Source organism: Yoonia sp. I 8.24, from assembly GCF_022096995.1.
Classification (GTDB): Bacteria; Pseudomonadota; Alphaproteobacteria; order Rhodobacterales; family Rhodobacteraceae; genus Yoonia.
Map to the genome: position 1 here is coordinate 252,508 of NZ_JACXGQ010000005.1, position 15,225 is coordinate 267,732.

Annotated in this window: 17 protein-coding genes; 10 read left to right on the top strand and 7 right to left on the bottom strand. The window is 53.1% G+C overall.

Annotation, left to right across the window (positions count from 1 at the left end; genetic code table 11):
* Positions 1–48: 48 nt before the first annotated feature.
* The gene (locus tag Yoon_RS12015) at positions 49–537 is read left to right on the top strand and encodes a murein L,D-transpeptidase family protein (protein WP_238112480.1); all 489 of its coding nucleotides are present in this window, start codon (positions 49–51) and stop codon (positions 535–537) included.
* Here the strand turns inward: Yoon_RS12015 and Yoon_RS12020 are convergent.
* Complete coding sequence (locus Yoon_RS12020) at positions 534–1,052, bottom strand: CAP domain-containing protein (protein ID WP_238112482.1); 519 nt, start codon at positions 1,050–1,052, stop codon at positions 534–536. The two genes, Yoon_RS12015 and Yoon_RS12020, sit on opposite strands and share 4 nt — an antisense overlap.
* A gap of 156 nt (positions 1,053–1,208) precedes the next feature.
* On the opposite strand from Yoon_RS12020, the gene Yoon_RS12025 reads away from it, so the two are divergent.
* Positions 1,209–1,790, top strand: coding sequence for a L,D-transpeptidase (locus Yoon_RS12025; protein ID WP_238112484.1), 582 nt, complete (start codon positions 1,209–1,211; stop codon positions 1,788–1,790).
* On the opposite strand, the gene Yoon_RS12030 is transcribed toward Yoon_RS12025, so the two are convergent.
* The 3 genes from Yoon_RS12030 to Yoon_RS12040 all read right to left on the bottom strand — a co-directional run bounded on the left by Yoon_RS12030 (position 1,787) and on the right by Yoon_RS12040 (position 5,184).
* Positions 1,787–3,046, bottom strand: a complete 1,260-nt coding sequence (locus tag Yoon_RS12030; protein ID WP_238112486.1) for a serine/threonine-protein kinase — start codon at positions 3,044–3,046, stop codon at positions 1,787–1,789. The two genes, Yoon_RS12025 and Yoon_RS12030, sit on opposite strands and share 4 nt — an antisense overlap.
* Before the next feature lie 220 nt (positions 3,047–3,266).
* Positions 3,267–4,331 carry a ferrochelatase gene (gene hemH / locus Yoon_RS12035; RefSeq protein ID WP_238112487.1) on the bottom strand — a complete coding sequence of 355 codons (1,065 nt, stop codon included), beginning with the start codon at positions 4,329–4,331 and terminating at the stop codon, positions 3,267–3,269.
* Between the two features lie 25 nt (positions 4,332–4,356).
* Positions 4,357–5,184: a methyltransferase domain-containing protein gene (locus Yoon_RS12040; protein ID WP_238112488.1), complete on the bottom strand. Its 828-nt coding sequence runs from the start codon at positions 5,182–5,184 to the stop codon at positions 4,357–4,359.
* Positions 5,185–5,206: 22 nt separating this feature from the next.
* Here Yoon_RS12040 and Yoon_RS12045 point away from each other — a divergent pair, with 22 nt between their 5' ends.
* The 4 genes from Yoon_RS12045 to Yoon_RS12060 are packed head-to-tail and all read left to right on the top strand — an operon-like array spanning position 5,207 to position 7,487.
* The gene (locus Yoon_RS12045; RefSeq protein WP_238112489.1) at positions 5,207–5,929 is read left to right on the top strand and encodes a double zinc ribbon domain-containing protein; all 723 of its coding nucleotides are present in this window, start codon (positions 5,207–5,209) and stop codon (positions 5,927–5,929) included.
* Between the two features lie 30 nt (positions 5,930–5,959).
* Positions 5,960–6,217: a glutaredoxin 3 gene (gene grxC, locus Yoon_RS12050; RefSeq protein ID WP_238112490.1), complete on the top strand. Its 258-nt coding sequence runs from the start codon at positions 5,960–5,962 to the stop codon at positions 6,215–6,217.
* Positions 6,214–7,044 carry a carbon-nitrogen hydrolase family protein gene (locus Yoon_RS12055; RefSeq protein WP_238112491.1) on the top strand — a complete coding sequence of 277 codons (831 nt, stop codon included), beginning with the start codon at positions 6,214–6,216 and terminating at the stop codon, positions 7,042–7,044. Before grxC ends, Yoon_RS12055 begins: the two co-directional genes overlap by 4 nt.
* Positions 7,044–7,487, top strand: coding sequence for a MarR family winged helix-turn-helix transcriptional regulator (locus tag Yoon_RS12060; protein WP_113778262.1), 444 nt, complete (start codon positions 7,044–7,046; stop codon positions 7,485–7,487). The genes Yoon_RS12055 and Yoon_RS12060 overlap by 1 nt, the downstream gene beginning before the upstream one ends.
* On the opposite strand, the gene Yoon_RS12065 is transcribed toward Yoon_RS12060, so the two are convergent.
* The 3 genes from Yoon_RS12065 to ubiG all read right to left on the bottom strand — a co-directional run bounded on the left by Yoon_RS12065 (position 7,465) and on the right by ubiG (position 10,269).
* Positions 7,465–8,430 (bottom strand): NAD-dependent epimerase/dehydratase family protein, encoded by a 966-nt coding sequence (locus Yoon_RS12065; RefSeq protein WP_238112492.1) that lies wholly within the window; start codon positions 8,428–8,430, stop codon positions 7,465–7,467. The two genes, Yoon_RS12060 and Yoon_RS12065, sit on opposite strands and share 23 nt — an antisense overlap.
* Positions 8,427–9,284: a glycosyl transferase family 90 gene (locus Yoon_RS12070; RefSeq protein WP_238112493.1), complete on the bottom strand. Its 858-nt coding sequence runs from the start codon at positions 9,282–9,284 to the stop codon at positions 8,427–8,429. Before Yoon_RS12070 ends, Yoon_RS12065 begins: the two co-directional genes overlap by 4 nt.
* Positions 9,285–9,522: 238 nt before the next feature.
* Entirely contained in the window at positions 9,523–10,269 is a 747-nt protein-coding gene (gene ubiG / locus Yoon_RS12075) for a bifunctional 2-polyprenyl-6-hydroxyphenol methylase/3-demethylubiquinol 3-O-methyltransferase UbiG (protein WP_238112494.1), read from the bottom strand.
* Positions 10,270–10,318: 49 nt separating this feature from the next.
* On the opposite strand from ubiG, the gene pip reads away from it, so the two are divergent.
* The 4 genes from pip (at position 10,319) to Yoon_RS12095 (ending at position 15,215) form a co-directional block, all read left to right on the top strand.
* A complete protein-coding gene (gene pip, locus Yoon_RS12080) occupies positions 10,319–11,314 on the top strand; it encodes a prolyl aminopeptidase (RefSeq protein WP_238112495.1) in 996 nt (331 codons plus the stop codon).
* 69 nt (positions 11,315–11,383) lie between these two features.
* Positions 11,384–12,376: an ABC transporter permease gene (locus Yoon_RS12085; protein WP_238112496.1), complete on the top strand. Its 993-nt coding sequence runs from the start codon at positions 11,384–11,386 to the stop codon at positions 12,374–12,376.
* Positions 12,373–13,572: an ABC transporter permease gene (locus Yoon_RS12090; RefSeq protein WP_238112497.1), complete on the top strand. Its 1,200-nt coding sequence runs from the start codon at positions 12,373–12,375 to the stop codon at positions 13,570–13,572. Before Yoon_RS12085 ends, Yoon_RS12090 begins: the two co-directional genes overlap by 4 nt.
* Positions 13,569–15,215 (top strand): ABC transporter ATP-binding protein, encoded by a 1,647-nt coding sequence (locus Yoon_RS12095; protein WP_238112498.1) that lies wholly within the window; start codon positions 13,569–13,571, stop codon positions 15,213–15,215. Before Yoon_RS12090 ends, Yoon_RS12095 begins: the two co-directional genes overlap by 4 nt.
* Positions 15,216–15,225: the final 10 nt, after the last annotated feature.

Here is a 15,225-nt window from a genome sequence, read left to right on the forward strand (position 1 = left end):
GCTAAATAGGCAAAAAACGGCGTAGACCGGGACAAGTAGGCAGTAGACATGATTTCAAGACGATCAGTGATGGTTGGCGCAGCAGCAGGCATGGCCGGATGCAGCGCGGCACCGCGCGCATATGCGGGACCAGAAGTAACACGTATCCAAATTTTTAAAAGCGAACGGCGGATGCAGTTGCTGCATAACAACACATTGCTCCGCGAATACGGGTTTGAACTGGGCTTTACCCCCGAAGGCCATAAGGTTCACGAAGGTGATGGGCGCACGCCTGAAGGTTCGTATCGGATTGACCGGCGCAACCCGAACAGCCGCTATCATCTGTCACTCGGGCTTTCTTACCCAGATGCGAATGATGTTGCTTATGCGCGCAGCCAAGGGCTTGATCCAGGTGGCGATATTTTCATTCACGGAACACCAGATGAATGGGTTGGGCAGGCGGATTGGACCTGGGGCTGTGTCGCTATTTCAAATGACGAAATGGACGAAGTCTATGCGATGGTACAGACGGGTACCTTGGTGACGATTTACGCTTAGGCGGTGGGTGCTGTGCCGAAATTCATGGACCACCACAGCTTTCCAGCGGTTTCTTGATACCATGAAATCCCCATCGCACGCGCGTTGGGGTCCAAAATCACGGCGCGCGTATCAGATTGCGCCATCCAAGCAGCCAGTGTTTGTAATTCTGATTCATAGGACTCAGAGATATTCTCGCCCAACAAACGGCCTTGGAATCCCGCACGACGGGCGCGGTCAAGCGGGCTTGACCCATCGGACCCAAACAGCCACGGGCGGTTTTGAAGTGACATATCGCGGGCATGCGTCGCTGCAGCCGCATTGAGTTGCGCATTGAGCTGCACCGGTGCGACCCCTGCGCGGGCGCGCAACGCGTTTACACTATCAAGCATCCGAAACTGAACTGCGGCGGCGTCTGATCCGCTGATCCGATATACCGAGGCAACAGGCAATCCATCTGCGCCCAATGGACGTTGCGGTTCACAAGCGGCAAGGGCACTTGCGGCCAGTCCAAGAAGTAGTTCGCGTCGGTACATCAGTCACCCAATTCGATTGTATTTTCTATCTTTATCGACATCAGTGCGACACTTCAAACCCACTTCGCACAGTTGACGTTTGTTTGAATTGCGGTGGCAGCTTAGACACATTAGATTATATGCTTAAATGCAGTTTTGATTTGGTCGGAGACCGCAATGAAAAACCAACTATCACGCCGTGGATTTTTGGCGACCAGCGCCGCCATGATTGGCACGGGCGCTGTGGCGCAAACTGCCAACTCAACCGAAATCGAAAGCGACCTCTCGGGGCAAGTACAGCGCAACATCTCGAGCTTTCGGTCGTTGGACTGGCAGCCATATTTTAGCAACCTGAATAAAGGTGCGATTCTAGTCGATATCCAATCGCGCGCGCTGCACTACTGGTCCGCTGATCAGTCGACCTACAAGCTGTTTCCAACAAGCGTGCCACTGACCGATGATCTGACCCGCACGGGCCGAACAGAAGTCACGCGCAAAGTCGAAGGCCCGAGCTGGGCACCAACCCCATCGATGCGCATTCGGAACCCAGAGTGGCCAGAATTTATCGGACCCGGACCGGATAACCCGTTGGGAACACATGCGCTTTACCTATCGTGGCAATACTACCGTATTCATGGCACGCATGACACGCGCAAGATTGGTCGTCGGTCATCGAATGGCTGTATTGGGTTGTATAATGAACAGATCGCGGAACTATTTGGCTATGCTCAAGTTGGTACGCAAGTTCTGCTTATTTAAGAGCTAAACCGACGTACAAACCACATTCCAATGCGCGACCGACGGCGGGCTGGTCGTAGCTCTGGTGGCGTATAGATCGGCGCGGTTTGCGCAGGTGACTGCGCACGCGTTTTCCCACTATTGACGATTTTTGACGATTCTTCGTTAAACTCAAGAACCCAATTCGGGATCTGTTTGACAGGTGTTTCGATTTTGCGTTCACGTGGCCGTTGTTCAAGTGTCTGCGACTTGCGCACATATTCATTGGTTTCGGAAACAAGCCGAGACAAAACCGGCCCCAAATTGTCAGCTTGCGAAAGAATCAGCGGTTTGATGCGTTCGCTTTGTTCACCATCAATTAAATCGGACCATTCTCGTGCGGACTGCAAACGATCTTTTGGCAGGATATTCATCGCCTTGTCGATTGCTGCAAGGAAGGCTGGATCATATTCGTCGAAACGCCCGGTAAGTGGCACGCAAGGATCAGGGTTTTGACCCGCAAATTCGGCCATGCGTGTTTGGCTGTTTGGTGGTGCCTCGCCCGAAATCAGGTGATAAAATGATGCGCCCAGCGCATAAAGATCACTGCTCGGGCTTTGCTTGCCGCCAGCAAAGTAGAATTCTTGCGGTGAATACCCATCTTTGACAACCAAAACGGCAGAAAGCTCGCGTGTTTCCCGGCTTGCTTCTTCTCGGGCGGCCCCAAAATCGATCAGAACTGGGCTGCCCCATTTATCAAGCAAGATATTGTCAGGCGAAATATCGCGATGCAGCAGGTCCTGGCGGTGGACGGTATCAACAGCGTCCAGCAGCTTGATCATGATTTCCTGAACCTGCTGTGGCTTCAGCTTTTGGTCACCCTTTTTGATGATATCAAGAAGGTCGCGCCCTTCGATAAGATCAAGCACCATATAGGCTGTGTCGTTATCTTCAAAAATGCGGTGCACGCCGACAACATTCGGGTGCCGCATCTTTGCAATCGTCCGTGCCTCACGCATGAACATTGTGACGATAGAGCGGTATTTTTCATAATGCTGATCAGAGCGCACATAGACGCTTTTACCGTCGCGTCGGCAGAATACCTCAGGATAACATTCTTTGACCACGACATTGCGACCAAGGTAGTTGTCCTGTGCAAGATAAGTAATACCAAACCCGCCGTTGCCAAGGCGCCGCTTAATGGTGAACTGATCACCAAGTAATGCTGTCCCATTTGGGAGCGCTTCGCCCTTTGTGGACGAATTGGTCAGGTTTTTAGAAGGCGCTGCCGTCGTCATGATTCACCAATAACCTGCGCCGAAACGATGGCGCGTTCCAAAAAAATATAGCCCAATAGTTACGCGATAAATGTGGTGGCAATGGGGCCAACAAGCAAAAAATCGCCGACGAAAGGCATCAAAAAACTACAATAACCACAATGATAGTAACATTGTATCCGTTTTTTGCGTAAATCGCGCGAAAATTCAAGTATATTCTGTAAGTTGAACAGGGCCGATTCTATGCCTGCCAGCCCTGTAGATTGCGCACGATGATGTCCGAAAGGGCATCTATATGTGCCGGGCCGTCGTTTAGGCAGGCCACATAGGTGAAGTCTTCGCCGCCAGCGTCTTCAAAGCTTTCTTTGATTTCCTCATTGATCTCTTCCAGCGTCTCAATGCAGTCAGCCGAAAATGCGGGGGCGCAGATGGCAATATTTTTCACACCATCTTCGCGTGCCAAACGGGCGACTTCATCGACGGTATAGGGTTTTAGCCACTCTTCGGGGCCAAATTTGGATTGGAAGGTGGTCACGATTTCGCTATCGTTCCAGCCCAACCGTTCTTTCAGCAACCGCGTCGTTTTCTGACATTGGCAGTGATAGGGATCGCCTTCTTGCAGGTATCGTTCAGGCACGCCGTGATATGAGCAAATCAGCTTTTCGGGCTTTTTATCAGCCGTTGCATAAGCCCGTTCAATCGATTGCGCGAGCGCGTCAATATAGGCAGGATCTTCGAAATAGGGTTCGATGACGCGCGCAATAGGCTGTTGCTTTTGATCAATTAAAGCACGGAAAAATTGGTCATTGGCTGTGGCCGAAGTTGGCCCTGCGTAATGCGGGTACAGTGGAAAGAACAAGATTTTGGTGCAGCCTGCGGCAACCATTTCGGCGACTTTGGATTTGGTTGACGGGTTGCCATAGCGCATACAAAAATCCACCATCACGTTGTCGCCGTAAGCGTCGTGCATCTTGGCTTTGATCGCTGCGGTTTGCTGTTTGGTAATGGTCAGTAGCGGACTTTCGTTGGCCTCGTTATTCCAAATCGACTTGTAGGCGGCCCCTGATTTGGAGGGCCGCGTGGTCAAAATAATCAACTGTAGAATCGGTTGCCACTTCCACCAAGGGTAATCGACGACGCGTTTGTCTGACAGAAATTCGCTAAGATATCGCCGCATCGGCCAATAGTCGGTGGAATCAGGTGTGCCAAGATTTGCAAGTAAAACGCCGATCTTTGCAGGTTTGATCGCTGGGTGATCTTTGGGAGCGTGCGCCGGGCAGGCTGCTGACTGGGACGTGTCGGACATTGGCATCGCCTTTTGCTGAATTGAGTTAGGTATCTGACGGATCAAGCGGCGTTTCAACCGCATCCAGTGCATCGGCAAGCCGGGTTGTCGCGCTGCCTGGGCGCAGCGGCTGTTGTTGCCCATCGCCGGGGGCCCAGCCTGTCAGTGTGATCAATTCAAACGTGGCATCAACGCGTCCGTCTTCATTGGTGAAATGCTCGGCATAGATGCTGGCGGTTTCAGTCATCACATTGCGCCGTGTCATATGTCTGATCCGGTCGATCATCGCATTGGTTTCACCCATTTTGCGCAGATCATGCATCAGGTGAAACGCATTTGCATAGCTTGCAGTTAGCGGGGTGGCATCTGCCACTGGCAGCGCGAATCCAGCGCGCTGCAACAGGGCACCCAGATCGCGAATTTCCCCCATTGGGGCGATCCGCGGCGAAATTCCACCTGCAACAATGGCCTCGGCTTCGGCCAATGATGCACGCAATTCGTGCAAGGTCTGCCCCCCCAAGAACCCACAAAGCAAAAGCCCGTCAGGCTTTAGCGCATGCCGACATTGCACCAATTGCCCCACCGGATCATTGGCCCAGTGCAACGCCATGACATGCAAAACAAGATCATGTGCGCCCGGTTGCAGCTCCAGAACATCTTCATCCGCGACAATCGTAGCGGCGGGAAAGGCCTGCGCCCAAAAATCGGGAAATCCAGTTACAATCGCGATCGACGTAAAGGTTCTGTTAACCTCGTTCAGTCTTTCATGCAGTTCGGTGGCCAATGCGTCGTGCAAGAACAGCGCGTCGGCATCTGCGCGTGCGCGGTTGTGTTGCACGGTGCGGCGGTCAAATAGGGTCGGCATTTTTTCCATGCCCTCCATCTAGGGTGCAATTATGCGAATGCAAAGCGTGATCAGAGCAATTTACCCTGCGCAATGCGTCGCATGTGATGCGCAGACCGATTCAGAATTCGGCTTATGTGGGGCGTGCTGGCGCGAAACGCAGTTTATTGGCGGGGTGGTCTGCGATAGTTGCGGCACGCCTTTGCCCGGCGATGACCCCGGCGAAACTGTGCAATGCGATGACTGCATGAAAATCGCGCGGCCCTGGGAACATGGCCGTGCGGCTTTGGTATACACAGGGGTTGGGCGGCGGTTGGTGCTGGGTCTGAAACACGGGGATCGCACCGATCTGGCGCGGCCTGTTGCGATTTGGCTTGCGCGCGTGGCCCGACCGCTTTTGCGCGATGACACGGTTTTGGTGCCTGTTCCGTTGCATTGGCAACGCCGCGTGAAGCGGCGATACAATCAGGCCGCGTTGCTTACTTTGGCGCTGGGCCGCGGGTTGAATGTGCCAACCAGTGCAGATGCGCTTTTACGACCCCAAAAGACCAAACCGCTTGAAGGACATAGCCGTGATGCCCGCTTTGCTGCGCTATCAAATGCGATCGTGCCGAATGCAAAACGCGCGGACACGATTGCAGGCAAATCGGTGCTCTTGATTGATGATGTGATGACCTCTGGCGCGACCCTCGCTGCTGCTACCGAAGCTGCGAAAACAGCAGGTGCCACAAACGTGTCAATTGTTACGCTGGCAAGGGTGGTCAAAGACGCCTAAATACATCCAAACAAATTGAGGATGATATAGATGAGCACTGTTGAGATTTACACAAAAGCCACCTGTGGGTTTTGCCACATGGCCAAACGGCTTTTATCCGCAAAGGGCGTCAGCTTTGCCGAAGTGGACATTCTTAAGCAGCCCAAACGCCGCCCAGAGATGATCCAGCGTGCTAATGGGCGCAGCACAGTGCCGCAGATTTTCATCGGCGGAAAACACATTGGTGGGTGCGATGATCTTATGGCGCTTGATCGCAGTGGTAAACTGGATGCTATGCTGACGGCATGAAAGCCGCATTACTCCAACTGAATTCCAGCGATGATCCCGCACAGAACTTGGCGGACACAGTCGCCTTGATCGACCGCGCAGCGGCGCAAGGGGCAGAGTTTGTTGCCACGCCAGAGGTCACAAACTGTATATCGATGGACCGGGATCATCAGCAGCGGGTTTTACAGCACGAAGCTGATGATCAAACACTGATCGGGCTGCGCGCGGCTGCAAAGGCGCATAGCATTTGGCTGTCAGTTGGGTCACTTGCATTGAAAACGGGTGATCCTGACGGGCGATTTGTCAATCGGTCTTTTGTGATTGATCCGTTTGGGGATGTCGTGGCGCGTTATGACAAGATCCACATGTTTGATGTCGCCGTGTCAGAAACGGAAACCTACAAAGAATCCGCTGGCTATCGGCCGGGTACGCGTGCCGTGATTGCACAAACGCCTTTTGGGGTGCTGGGGCTCAGCATTTGTTTTGATTTACGGTTTCCTTATCTTTACCGCGCCTTAGCCCAAAGTGGCGCTGAGATTTTGTTGGTGCCTGCGGCGTTTTCGCCTGTCACGGGGGCGGCGCATTGGGAAACGCTATTGCGTGCACGGGCGATTGAAACCGGATCCTACGTTTTGGCAGCCGCGCAAACGGGCGCACATGCGTCATCGACCGGGCGAATGCGCCAAACCTACGGGCATTCGCTGGCTATCTCTCCGTGGGGCGAGGTATTGGCGGATTCCGGCACGTCGCCGGGAATCACGATGGTTGATATTGACCGGACAAAAGTGGCACAAAGCCGCAAACGTATTGCGGCTCTTGCATCTGACAGGGCTTTTGAAGGTCCATAATGTCTGAAAGCACTAAAAACCTTGCTGTATCGCTGTTTAGCGAAATTTTGGTCGTTGATCAGCTTGCGCGCGCAAGCGTGGCGCGGGTTTTACCCAAAGGGATGGAGCTTTCACATTTTTCGGTTCTGAACCAACTGGCGCATGCTGGCGTTGAACGCACCCCGGCGCAATTGGCCAAGACATTTCATCTGACCCGAGGCGCAATGACAAATACGCTTAATAAGCTAGAGCGCGCAGGCTGGGTGCATGTTCGCCCTGATTGGGATGATGCGCGTCGCAAATTGGTGGCGATTAGCCCCGCAGGCCAATCAGCGCGTGACGCTGCCTTGGATGTGATTGCTCCGCTCATCGCCGAAGTCGTTACTACCGTTGGCGAAGAAAAAGTGCGCAGCGCTTTACCAGTTATGCGCGAAATGCGCCTTAAGCTGAGCGAGATCGACTAGCACTATCGGTTTGCGCCAAGATCATTTGCGCCAACCCATCATCCAGCGCGACCCGCGGTGCCCACCCTAAGATTGATTGTGCTTTGGATATATCAGGGCAGCGACGAGTTGGATCATCAACGGGCCGCGGGTGAAATTCAATTGGTGTGTCGTGCCCAAAATATGCGTTCACGCGGGCTGCGATATGCCCGATTGTGACTTCATGGGGGTTCCCGATGTTGATCACTTCGCCCTTAGCGCCGGGTTCACTGGCAAGCCGCATCAACCCATCAACGGTATCTGAAACATAGCAAAAGCTGCGGGTTTGGCTGCCATCACCATGTATGGTCAATGCGCGATTTGCTTGGGCTTGCGCGATGAAATTTGGCAAGGCGCGGCCATCTTCGCGGGCCATGCCTGGCCCGTAGGTATTAAAAATGCGGGCGATGCGAATATTCGTCCCGTTATGTCGAAACGCATCCATCAGCAGTGTTTCGGCGGCACGCTTGCTTTCGTCGTAACAGGATCGTGGCCCCACTGGGTTCACGTTGCCCCAATCAGATTCCTTTTGCGGATGTGACAGCGGGTCGCCATAAACTTCGCTGGTTGAGGCCTGAACAAAGCAGGCGCCGCACTGTTGCGCGTGATCAAGTAGGTTCGCAGTGCCATAGATATTGCTGCGCCATGTCTGCAGCGGATCAGCTTGATACTGCGGCGGCGATGCGGGGCTTGCCAGATTGAATACGACGTCGGCCTCTGGAAATGACCCAGCCGTTGCGATGTCGCGATCGGTGACGTTAAGCTGATGATTGCCTAGCAGTGCAACACCTTCACGCGAACCGGTTGCAAAATTATCGACAACATTTACGCGCGCGCCCTGCACAATCAATGCCCGGACAAGATGCGTGCCGATGAACCCGGCACCACCTGCAACCAGTACTGATTTGTTGGTCCAATATGTCATATAGCGCCTTCTGTCGTGTTGATAATGTCCGCCGCAACGCGGGTTTCCGTTTCAAATGTCATCGCCCGAGCAACGTCCTGGCCAGCCGCCGCAATGGCACGTGCCTTGTCTGGATTGGATTTCACCCAGTCTACGTTTGCTGCTAAATCAGACATATCAGCGCTGATTGGTACGTAATGTTCCCACGCGGTTAGCTTGTGGTAGTACCATTGCCGAAACCCAAATTGGCTGTCGACCTTTAGCACGCAACACCCGAGTTTGAGCCGTTGCAAGAAATTGCACCACGCGTTTGTATATCCATCGATATCAATGGCATATTTCATGCCGCCCCAATCATGGGTGGGGATATATTCCCCGATCAGCCCAGCGCTTGCGAGTGGGCCATGGACCACTTCACCAACACCATCTACGAACCTAAAATTGACCCCTAATGCCTTGCATTTTTGCGCCATGCGGAGGCGCTGTTTTACACCAGGGTTGTCTTGCAACGCTGGATCAAGCGAATACAGGCCGGGATTGTTGACGCGGCCGCGCCAAATAATTTCGTCGGAACGATCACCCCAATCTTGGGCTTGCGTCGCTGCAAACTTATCTGTTTCTGCGTAGCCGCCAGCGCGGAAAAAATGCGGATCAGGTAGCGGGACCACGTCAGGGCTATTGCTGCAATACGCGTAGTGCGCAGTAGAGGCGAGATCGCCATCAGATCCATTTACGGTGATAGACTTAACCGATGGGTCCGCATGTTGAAACCAATGCATCGCCGCCGAAAACCGCGCGGAATTCGAGAAAGTCGCGAAATCTGTGGCCTGGGCACGGATTCTGATGCATTGCCCTGTTCCGTCGCGCGACAGCATAAAATCAGTTCCACCTTCAAGTTCGTCAGAACGAGAAATGATTACCGATGGCGGCACAACTCCAGAAAGGGCGTACTCATCCAGCACAGCGCTGGTCAGCCGAGCTCTGAGTTTGTTTTCGTTGTATCGATCTAAACGACGATGGTTCCAAGATTTGATGGTTTGGAGCAAATGAAAAATCTTTCAAACTGGCGACTAATGCCTAAACCTACATCGGGCTTGCTTCAGATGTGTAGTGTTAAGCTGTGGCTTTCAGTGCCGTTGTGACATAATTCACTGATAGATCGCGGTCAGAGATCGACCAGGTGAATTGTGCAAAGTTAAAGACAAACCCTTTGCGGTCGACCGGCGTAAGGCCAGCGTTTTCTATCAGCTTGTACAGCTCATCGGGTGTGATGAATTTTGCCCACTCATGTGTGCCTTTGGGAAGCCACCGCATGATCCATTCGGCCCCGATAATTGCCATGCCAAAGGACTTTGGGTTGCGATTGATGGTTGAACAAATCTGGATGCCACCCGGCTTTAGCAGCTGTTGGCAGGCGGTCAAAAACCCGAGCGGGTCTGCCACGTGCTCGATGACTTCCATGTTAAGAACGACATCAAATTGTTCCCCATCCGCAGCAAGCGCTTCGGCAGTCACAAAACGATAATCGATGTCTAGCCCGGATTGTGCAGCGTGGACTTTGGCCACAGAGATGTTGCGCTCTGCTGCATCTGCCCCGACAATTGTTGCGCCCAACCGCGCCATTGGTTCACAAAGCAGCCCGCCACCACAACCGATATCAAGGATGCGCAACCCTTTGAATGGGTTCGGCTTGGTCAGATCACGCCCGAATTCAGCGGCAATTTGACTGGTGATATAGTCCAACCGGACCGGATTCATCATGTGCAAGGGCTTGAATTTCCCGTTCAAATCCCACCACTCTGCGGCCATTGCTTCGAATTTGGCGATCTCGGATGGGTCGACGGTATTGGTGGCAGACATGTGCTGGCTCCGGATGGTCAGTGCGTTATACGTGGGATATAGGATGATTATGGACAAAACCGTAGGGCATAAAAGCGCATACGCGTATCTTTATCCAGCTTTGGACCCGTTTGATCGCCGTATGCTAGATGTGGGCGGCGGGCATAATGTTTATGTTGAACAATGCGGCAATCCGAATGGCATTCCGGTGGTGGTGTTGCATGGCGGGCCGGGCGGCGGTTGTAGCCCAGCAATGCGCCGTTATTTTGATCCATCAATCTACCGGATTGTCCTTTTTGATCAGCGAGGTTGCGGAAAATCACGGCCCCATGCCAGCGTTGTTGCGAATACCACCTGGCATTTGGTGGCGGATATTGAATTGATCCGGCAAACCCTTGGTATCGATGATTGGGTCGTCTTTGGCGGAAGTTGGGGGGCGACGCTGGCGTTGATCTATGCGCAAGCCTATCCTGAAAACGTGCGCGCCTTGGTTTTGCGCGGCGTGTTCTTGATGACCCAGCCAGAGCTTGATTGGTTTTATGGCGGCGGCGCGGGCCGATTTTGGCCAGAGCTTTGGGATCGCTTTGCATCATTGGTTCCCGTAGATGAGCGTGATGATTTTGTAGCGGCCTATCACAGACGTCTTTTCAGCGGTGATCACGCAGAAGAAGTGAAATACGCGCGCGCATGGACGGCGTGGGAAAATGCGCTTGCCGCGATTGGAAGCGACGGAATGACAGGTGATGCCCCCGCTGAGTACGCACGCGCCTTTGCACGGCTCGAAAACCATTATTTCGTAAACGGTGGTTTTTTGGACAAATCACAACAAATTTTACACCCAGACCAAATAGCTAAAATCGCGCATATTCCCGGCGTGATTGTTCAGGGGCGATACGATATGATTTGTCCGCCGGATTCTGCGCACAAACTTTCGAAATTATGGGCGAATTCGCACCTAATTATGGTTGCGCGCGCTGGGCATGCATTGTCAGAACCAGCGATTAGTGCGGCTCTTGTTCACTGCATGGATCGTTACAATTCCGCACAATCTTTCACCGGGCTTTAGAGTTTACAAGGGTTTACAAGTTGTTTCACGCCGTTAAGGTGTCGCTTAACCAATTGGGAATGCGATACTTTGCACACCGTCCTTAAGATTATCTTGCAGCGTCTCGCGCTGGGTTTGATCACTTTGCTGATCGTTTCCGTGGTCATTTTTGTCGCTGTGAACATGTTACCGGGGGATTTTGCGCAAGCGATCCTTGGCCAAGGCGCAACAGAAGAATCTGTCGCAGCAATCCGGCGTGATCTGGGTTTGGACCAACCACTTGTGACACGTTATTTTGGCTGGCTGGCTGGTGTTGTGCAGGGTGACTTTGGGTCCAGTTTTGCAAGCGCAAACGCAGCCAGTTTCAGCGGAACCTCTTCGGGGGTCACCACGGTGGCGCAACAAATCGCGCCGCGCTTTGCCAATACGATGTTCCTTGCTGCGGTCACGGCGGCATTTGCCGTGCCACTTGCTGTGGGGCTGGGGGTCTTGGCGGCGCTTTACCGGAATTCAGTGTTTGATCGGGCGGCTAATATTTTCACGCTAACGTCAATCTCAAGCCCAGAGTTCTTTCTCGCCTATGTGTTGATTTTGTTTCTGGCGGTGCTGAACCCAATTTTCCCGTCACTGTCGAATATCTATGATGGGATGGCGTTTAGTGAACGATTGAACAAATCTATGTTGCCGGCGCTTGTGCTAACCCTAGTGGTAACGGCGCATATGATGCGGATGACGCGGGCCGCAATTATTAACTTGCTTGCTAGCCCATATATCGAAATGGCGCGGCTCAAGGGGATGTCGCCGATGCGCGTGATTGTGAAACACGCGCTACCAAATGCACTTGCGCCAATCATCAACGTGGTTGCGTTGAACCTCGCCTATTTGATTACAGGTGTTGTCGTAGTTGAGGTGGTGTTCGTCTATCCGGGCATCGGTCAACTATTCGTGGACAGTGTGAAGACACGCGATATTCCTGTGGTACAAGCCTGCTGCATGATCTTTGCCGCCGCGTATATTCTTTTGAACCTGACGGCTGACATTATGTCGATCCTGTCCAACCCACGTCTGAGGCACCCGAAATGATCTTATGGATTGTAGCGACATTGGTCGGCATGGGCGCATTGGCGTGGACCTTCCGTTTTGCGGGTCAGCAAGTGACAGGGCAAACGCCCAAGTTTCGCGATATGCCGTTTGGGGTGGCTTACGGCTATATTGTCGCCGTCCTTGTTCTGGGTTGGCTAGTATGGGCCTATATACAAGGCCGCAGCAGCGATCCGGCGATTGCGAATAAATTCTTCTTTTTGCGGATCGGTATCGAAGGGTTCATCATCTTTGCGATTGCCGCGTGGTTGTTTCGGACCGCAGGGCGCGCTGTTGGGACCGTATGGTCACGCAAAATGTTCCGCGATATGCCATTAACAGCCTCGTTTGGCGTTATGATTATTTTGATTTACGCAATTTTGGCGATCTTCGCCGGATTGCTGGCACCCTATGGCCAAGAACAAATTATCCCCGGTGTTGCAGCTAATATCACCCCGGGTGGTGATCCTGCGCTGGGCGGCAACCCCGACTTTCCTTTGGGTACGGACCAAATTGGGCGCGATATCCTGAGCCGGTTGATTTACGGCGCACAAAACACCGTTGGCATCGCCTTTGCGACGACCCTTCTAGCCTTCTTTCTTGGCGGCACGTTTGGCTTTCTGGCAGCGACCTTTGGCGGTTGGTTGGATCAAATTTTATCGCGCTTGGTCGATGTGCTGATGGCCATTCCATCGCTGATCTTTGCGCTGTTGTTGATGACAATCGCGAGCGTTTGGGCCCCGCAATTGGGTATTCCACTGACCGTGTTTATGGTGCTGATCATCGCGGTGATTGATAGCACGCGTGTCTTCCGTCTTTCGCGCGCCGTTGGGCAAAACATCGTTGTGATGGATTACATCGAGGCCGCAAAACTGCGTGGCGAGGGTTTTGGATATATCATCTTCAAAGAAATCCTTCCCAACGCAACGGCGCCGTTGCTTGCCGAATTTGGTTTGCGTTTTTGCTTTGTGTTTTTGACCATCGCGGCGTTGTCGTTCTTGGGTGTTGGTATCCAACCACCGCTGGCCGATTGGGGAACCATGGTGCGCGACCTTGGCGGTTTTGTGAACTATGCGCAGTTTGCGCCGCTGGCGGCCACAGCGCCACTTTTGGCGGCGGGTGCAATTGCACTGCTAACGGTAGCGGTGAACTTTGTGGTGGACTGGATGCTGTATAAATCTTCGGGGCTCAAAGAATGACTGAACCGCTTTTGAAAATGCGCGGCGTCGAGATCGAAGGCCGCAGCGATGAGACATGGAACCCGATCATCAACGGTGTCGATTTGACGCTCCAACGTGGTGAAGTTCTTGGGCTTATCGGCGAATCTGGCGCGGGCAAGTCGACGATGGGTCTGGCCGCGATGGGCTATACCCGTGATGGCGTGCGGATCAGCGGTGGTAGCGTCGAATTCGACGGGATCGATTTATTGACTGCCTCCGCCGCGGTTAAGCGTGATCTGCTCGGCAAGCGCATTGCTTATGTCGCGCAATCGGCCGCTGCCAGCTTTAACCCCGCGCATCGGTTGATCGACCAACACGTCGAAGCCCCAATGCAACACGGTGTCATGGACCGTTCCGAAAGCGAAGAAGACGGGATGGAGCTTTACCGTAAATTGCGGTTGCCCAATCCGGATGAAATCGGTTTTCGCTACCCGCATCAGGTGTCGGGTGGGCAATTGCAGCGCGCGATGACCGCGATGGCGATGTCGTGCCGCCCTGATCTGATTATCTTTGATGAACCAACCACGGCGCTTGATGTGACCACGCAGATTGAGGTGCTTTCTGCGATCCGTGATATTGTGACCCAATTCCGCACGGCAGCGATTTATATCACCCATGATTTGGCTGTTGTTGCCCAAATGTCCGACCGGATTAAGGTATTGCTGAAGGGTGATGAGGTCGAAACCTCTGACACGCGCACCATGCTAGATGCGCCAACGCAGGAATATACAAAATCGCTTTGGGCTGTGCGTAGCTTTGAACGCCCGAAGAAACCAGCCATTGCGACGGGCGCAGTTCCGTTGGTCAGCATCAAGAATGTTGACGCATCTTATGGTACCGCGAAGGTCTTGCATGATGTCAGCTTTGATATGCATGCAGGGCGCACGGTTGCGGTCGTCGGTGAATCGGGCTCGGGGAAATCCACGACGGCGCGGTGTATTACCGGATTGCTGCCGCCGACTGCGGGGCAGATCTTGCTTGAAGGTGAAACGCTTCCTGCCAACTATAAGAAGCGCAGCAAAGACCAGCTGCGTCAGGTCCAGATGATTTACCAGATGGCTGACACGGCGTTGAACCCGCGCATGTCGATTGGGCAAATTATCGCGCGACCTGTGCAATTCTACTTAGGTCTGACAGGTGCTGAAAAACGCAAGCGTGTCGACCAATTGCTTGAACAAATTGAGCTAGAGCCGACGGAATACTACAACCGTTTGCCTTCGGAACTGTCAGGCGGTCAAAAGCAACGGATCGGTATTGCCCGTGCTTTGGCCGCAGAGCCAAAGTTTATTATCTGTGATGAGGTCACATCTGCACTGGATCAGCTCGTTGCCGAAGGGATTTTGCGGCTTTTGGCAGATTTGCAAGATGATCTGGGCCTGACTTATATGTTTATTACGCATGATCTGGCGACAGTGCGCGCAATTGCGGATGAAGTTGTCGTCATGAAAGATGGGCGCGTTGTGGAACAAGGGCCGAAAGCAGAAATGTTCAAACCACCGCACCATGCATATACCGATTTGTTGCTCAGTTCGGTCCCGGAAATGGACCCGGATTGGCTCACAAATCTACTTGAAGAACGCGGCGTTGATAATATCGGCGATGCAGCAGTTGGTAAAATGTAAAACGAATCGT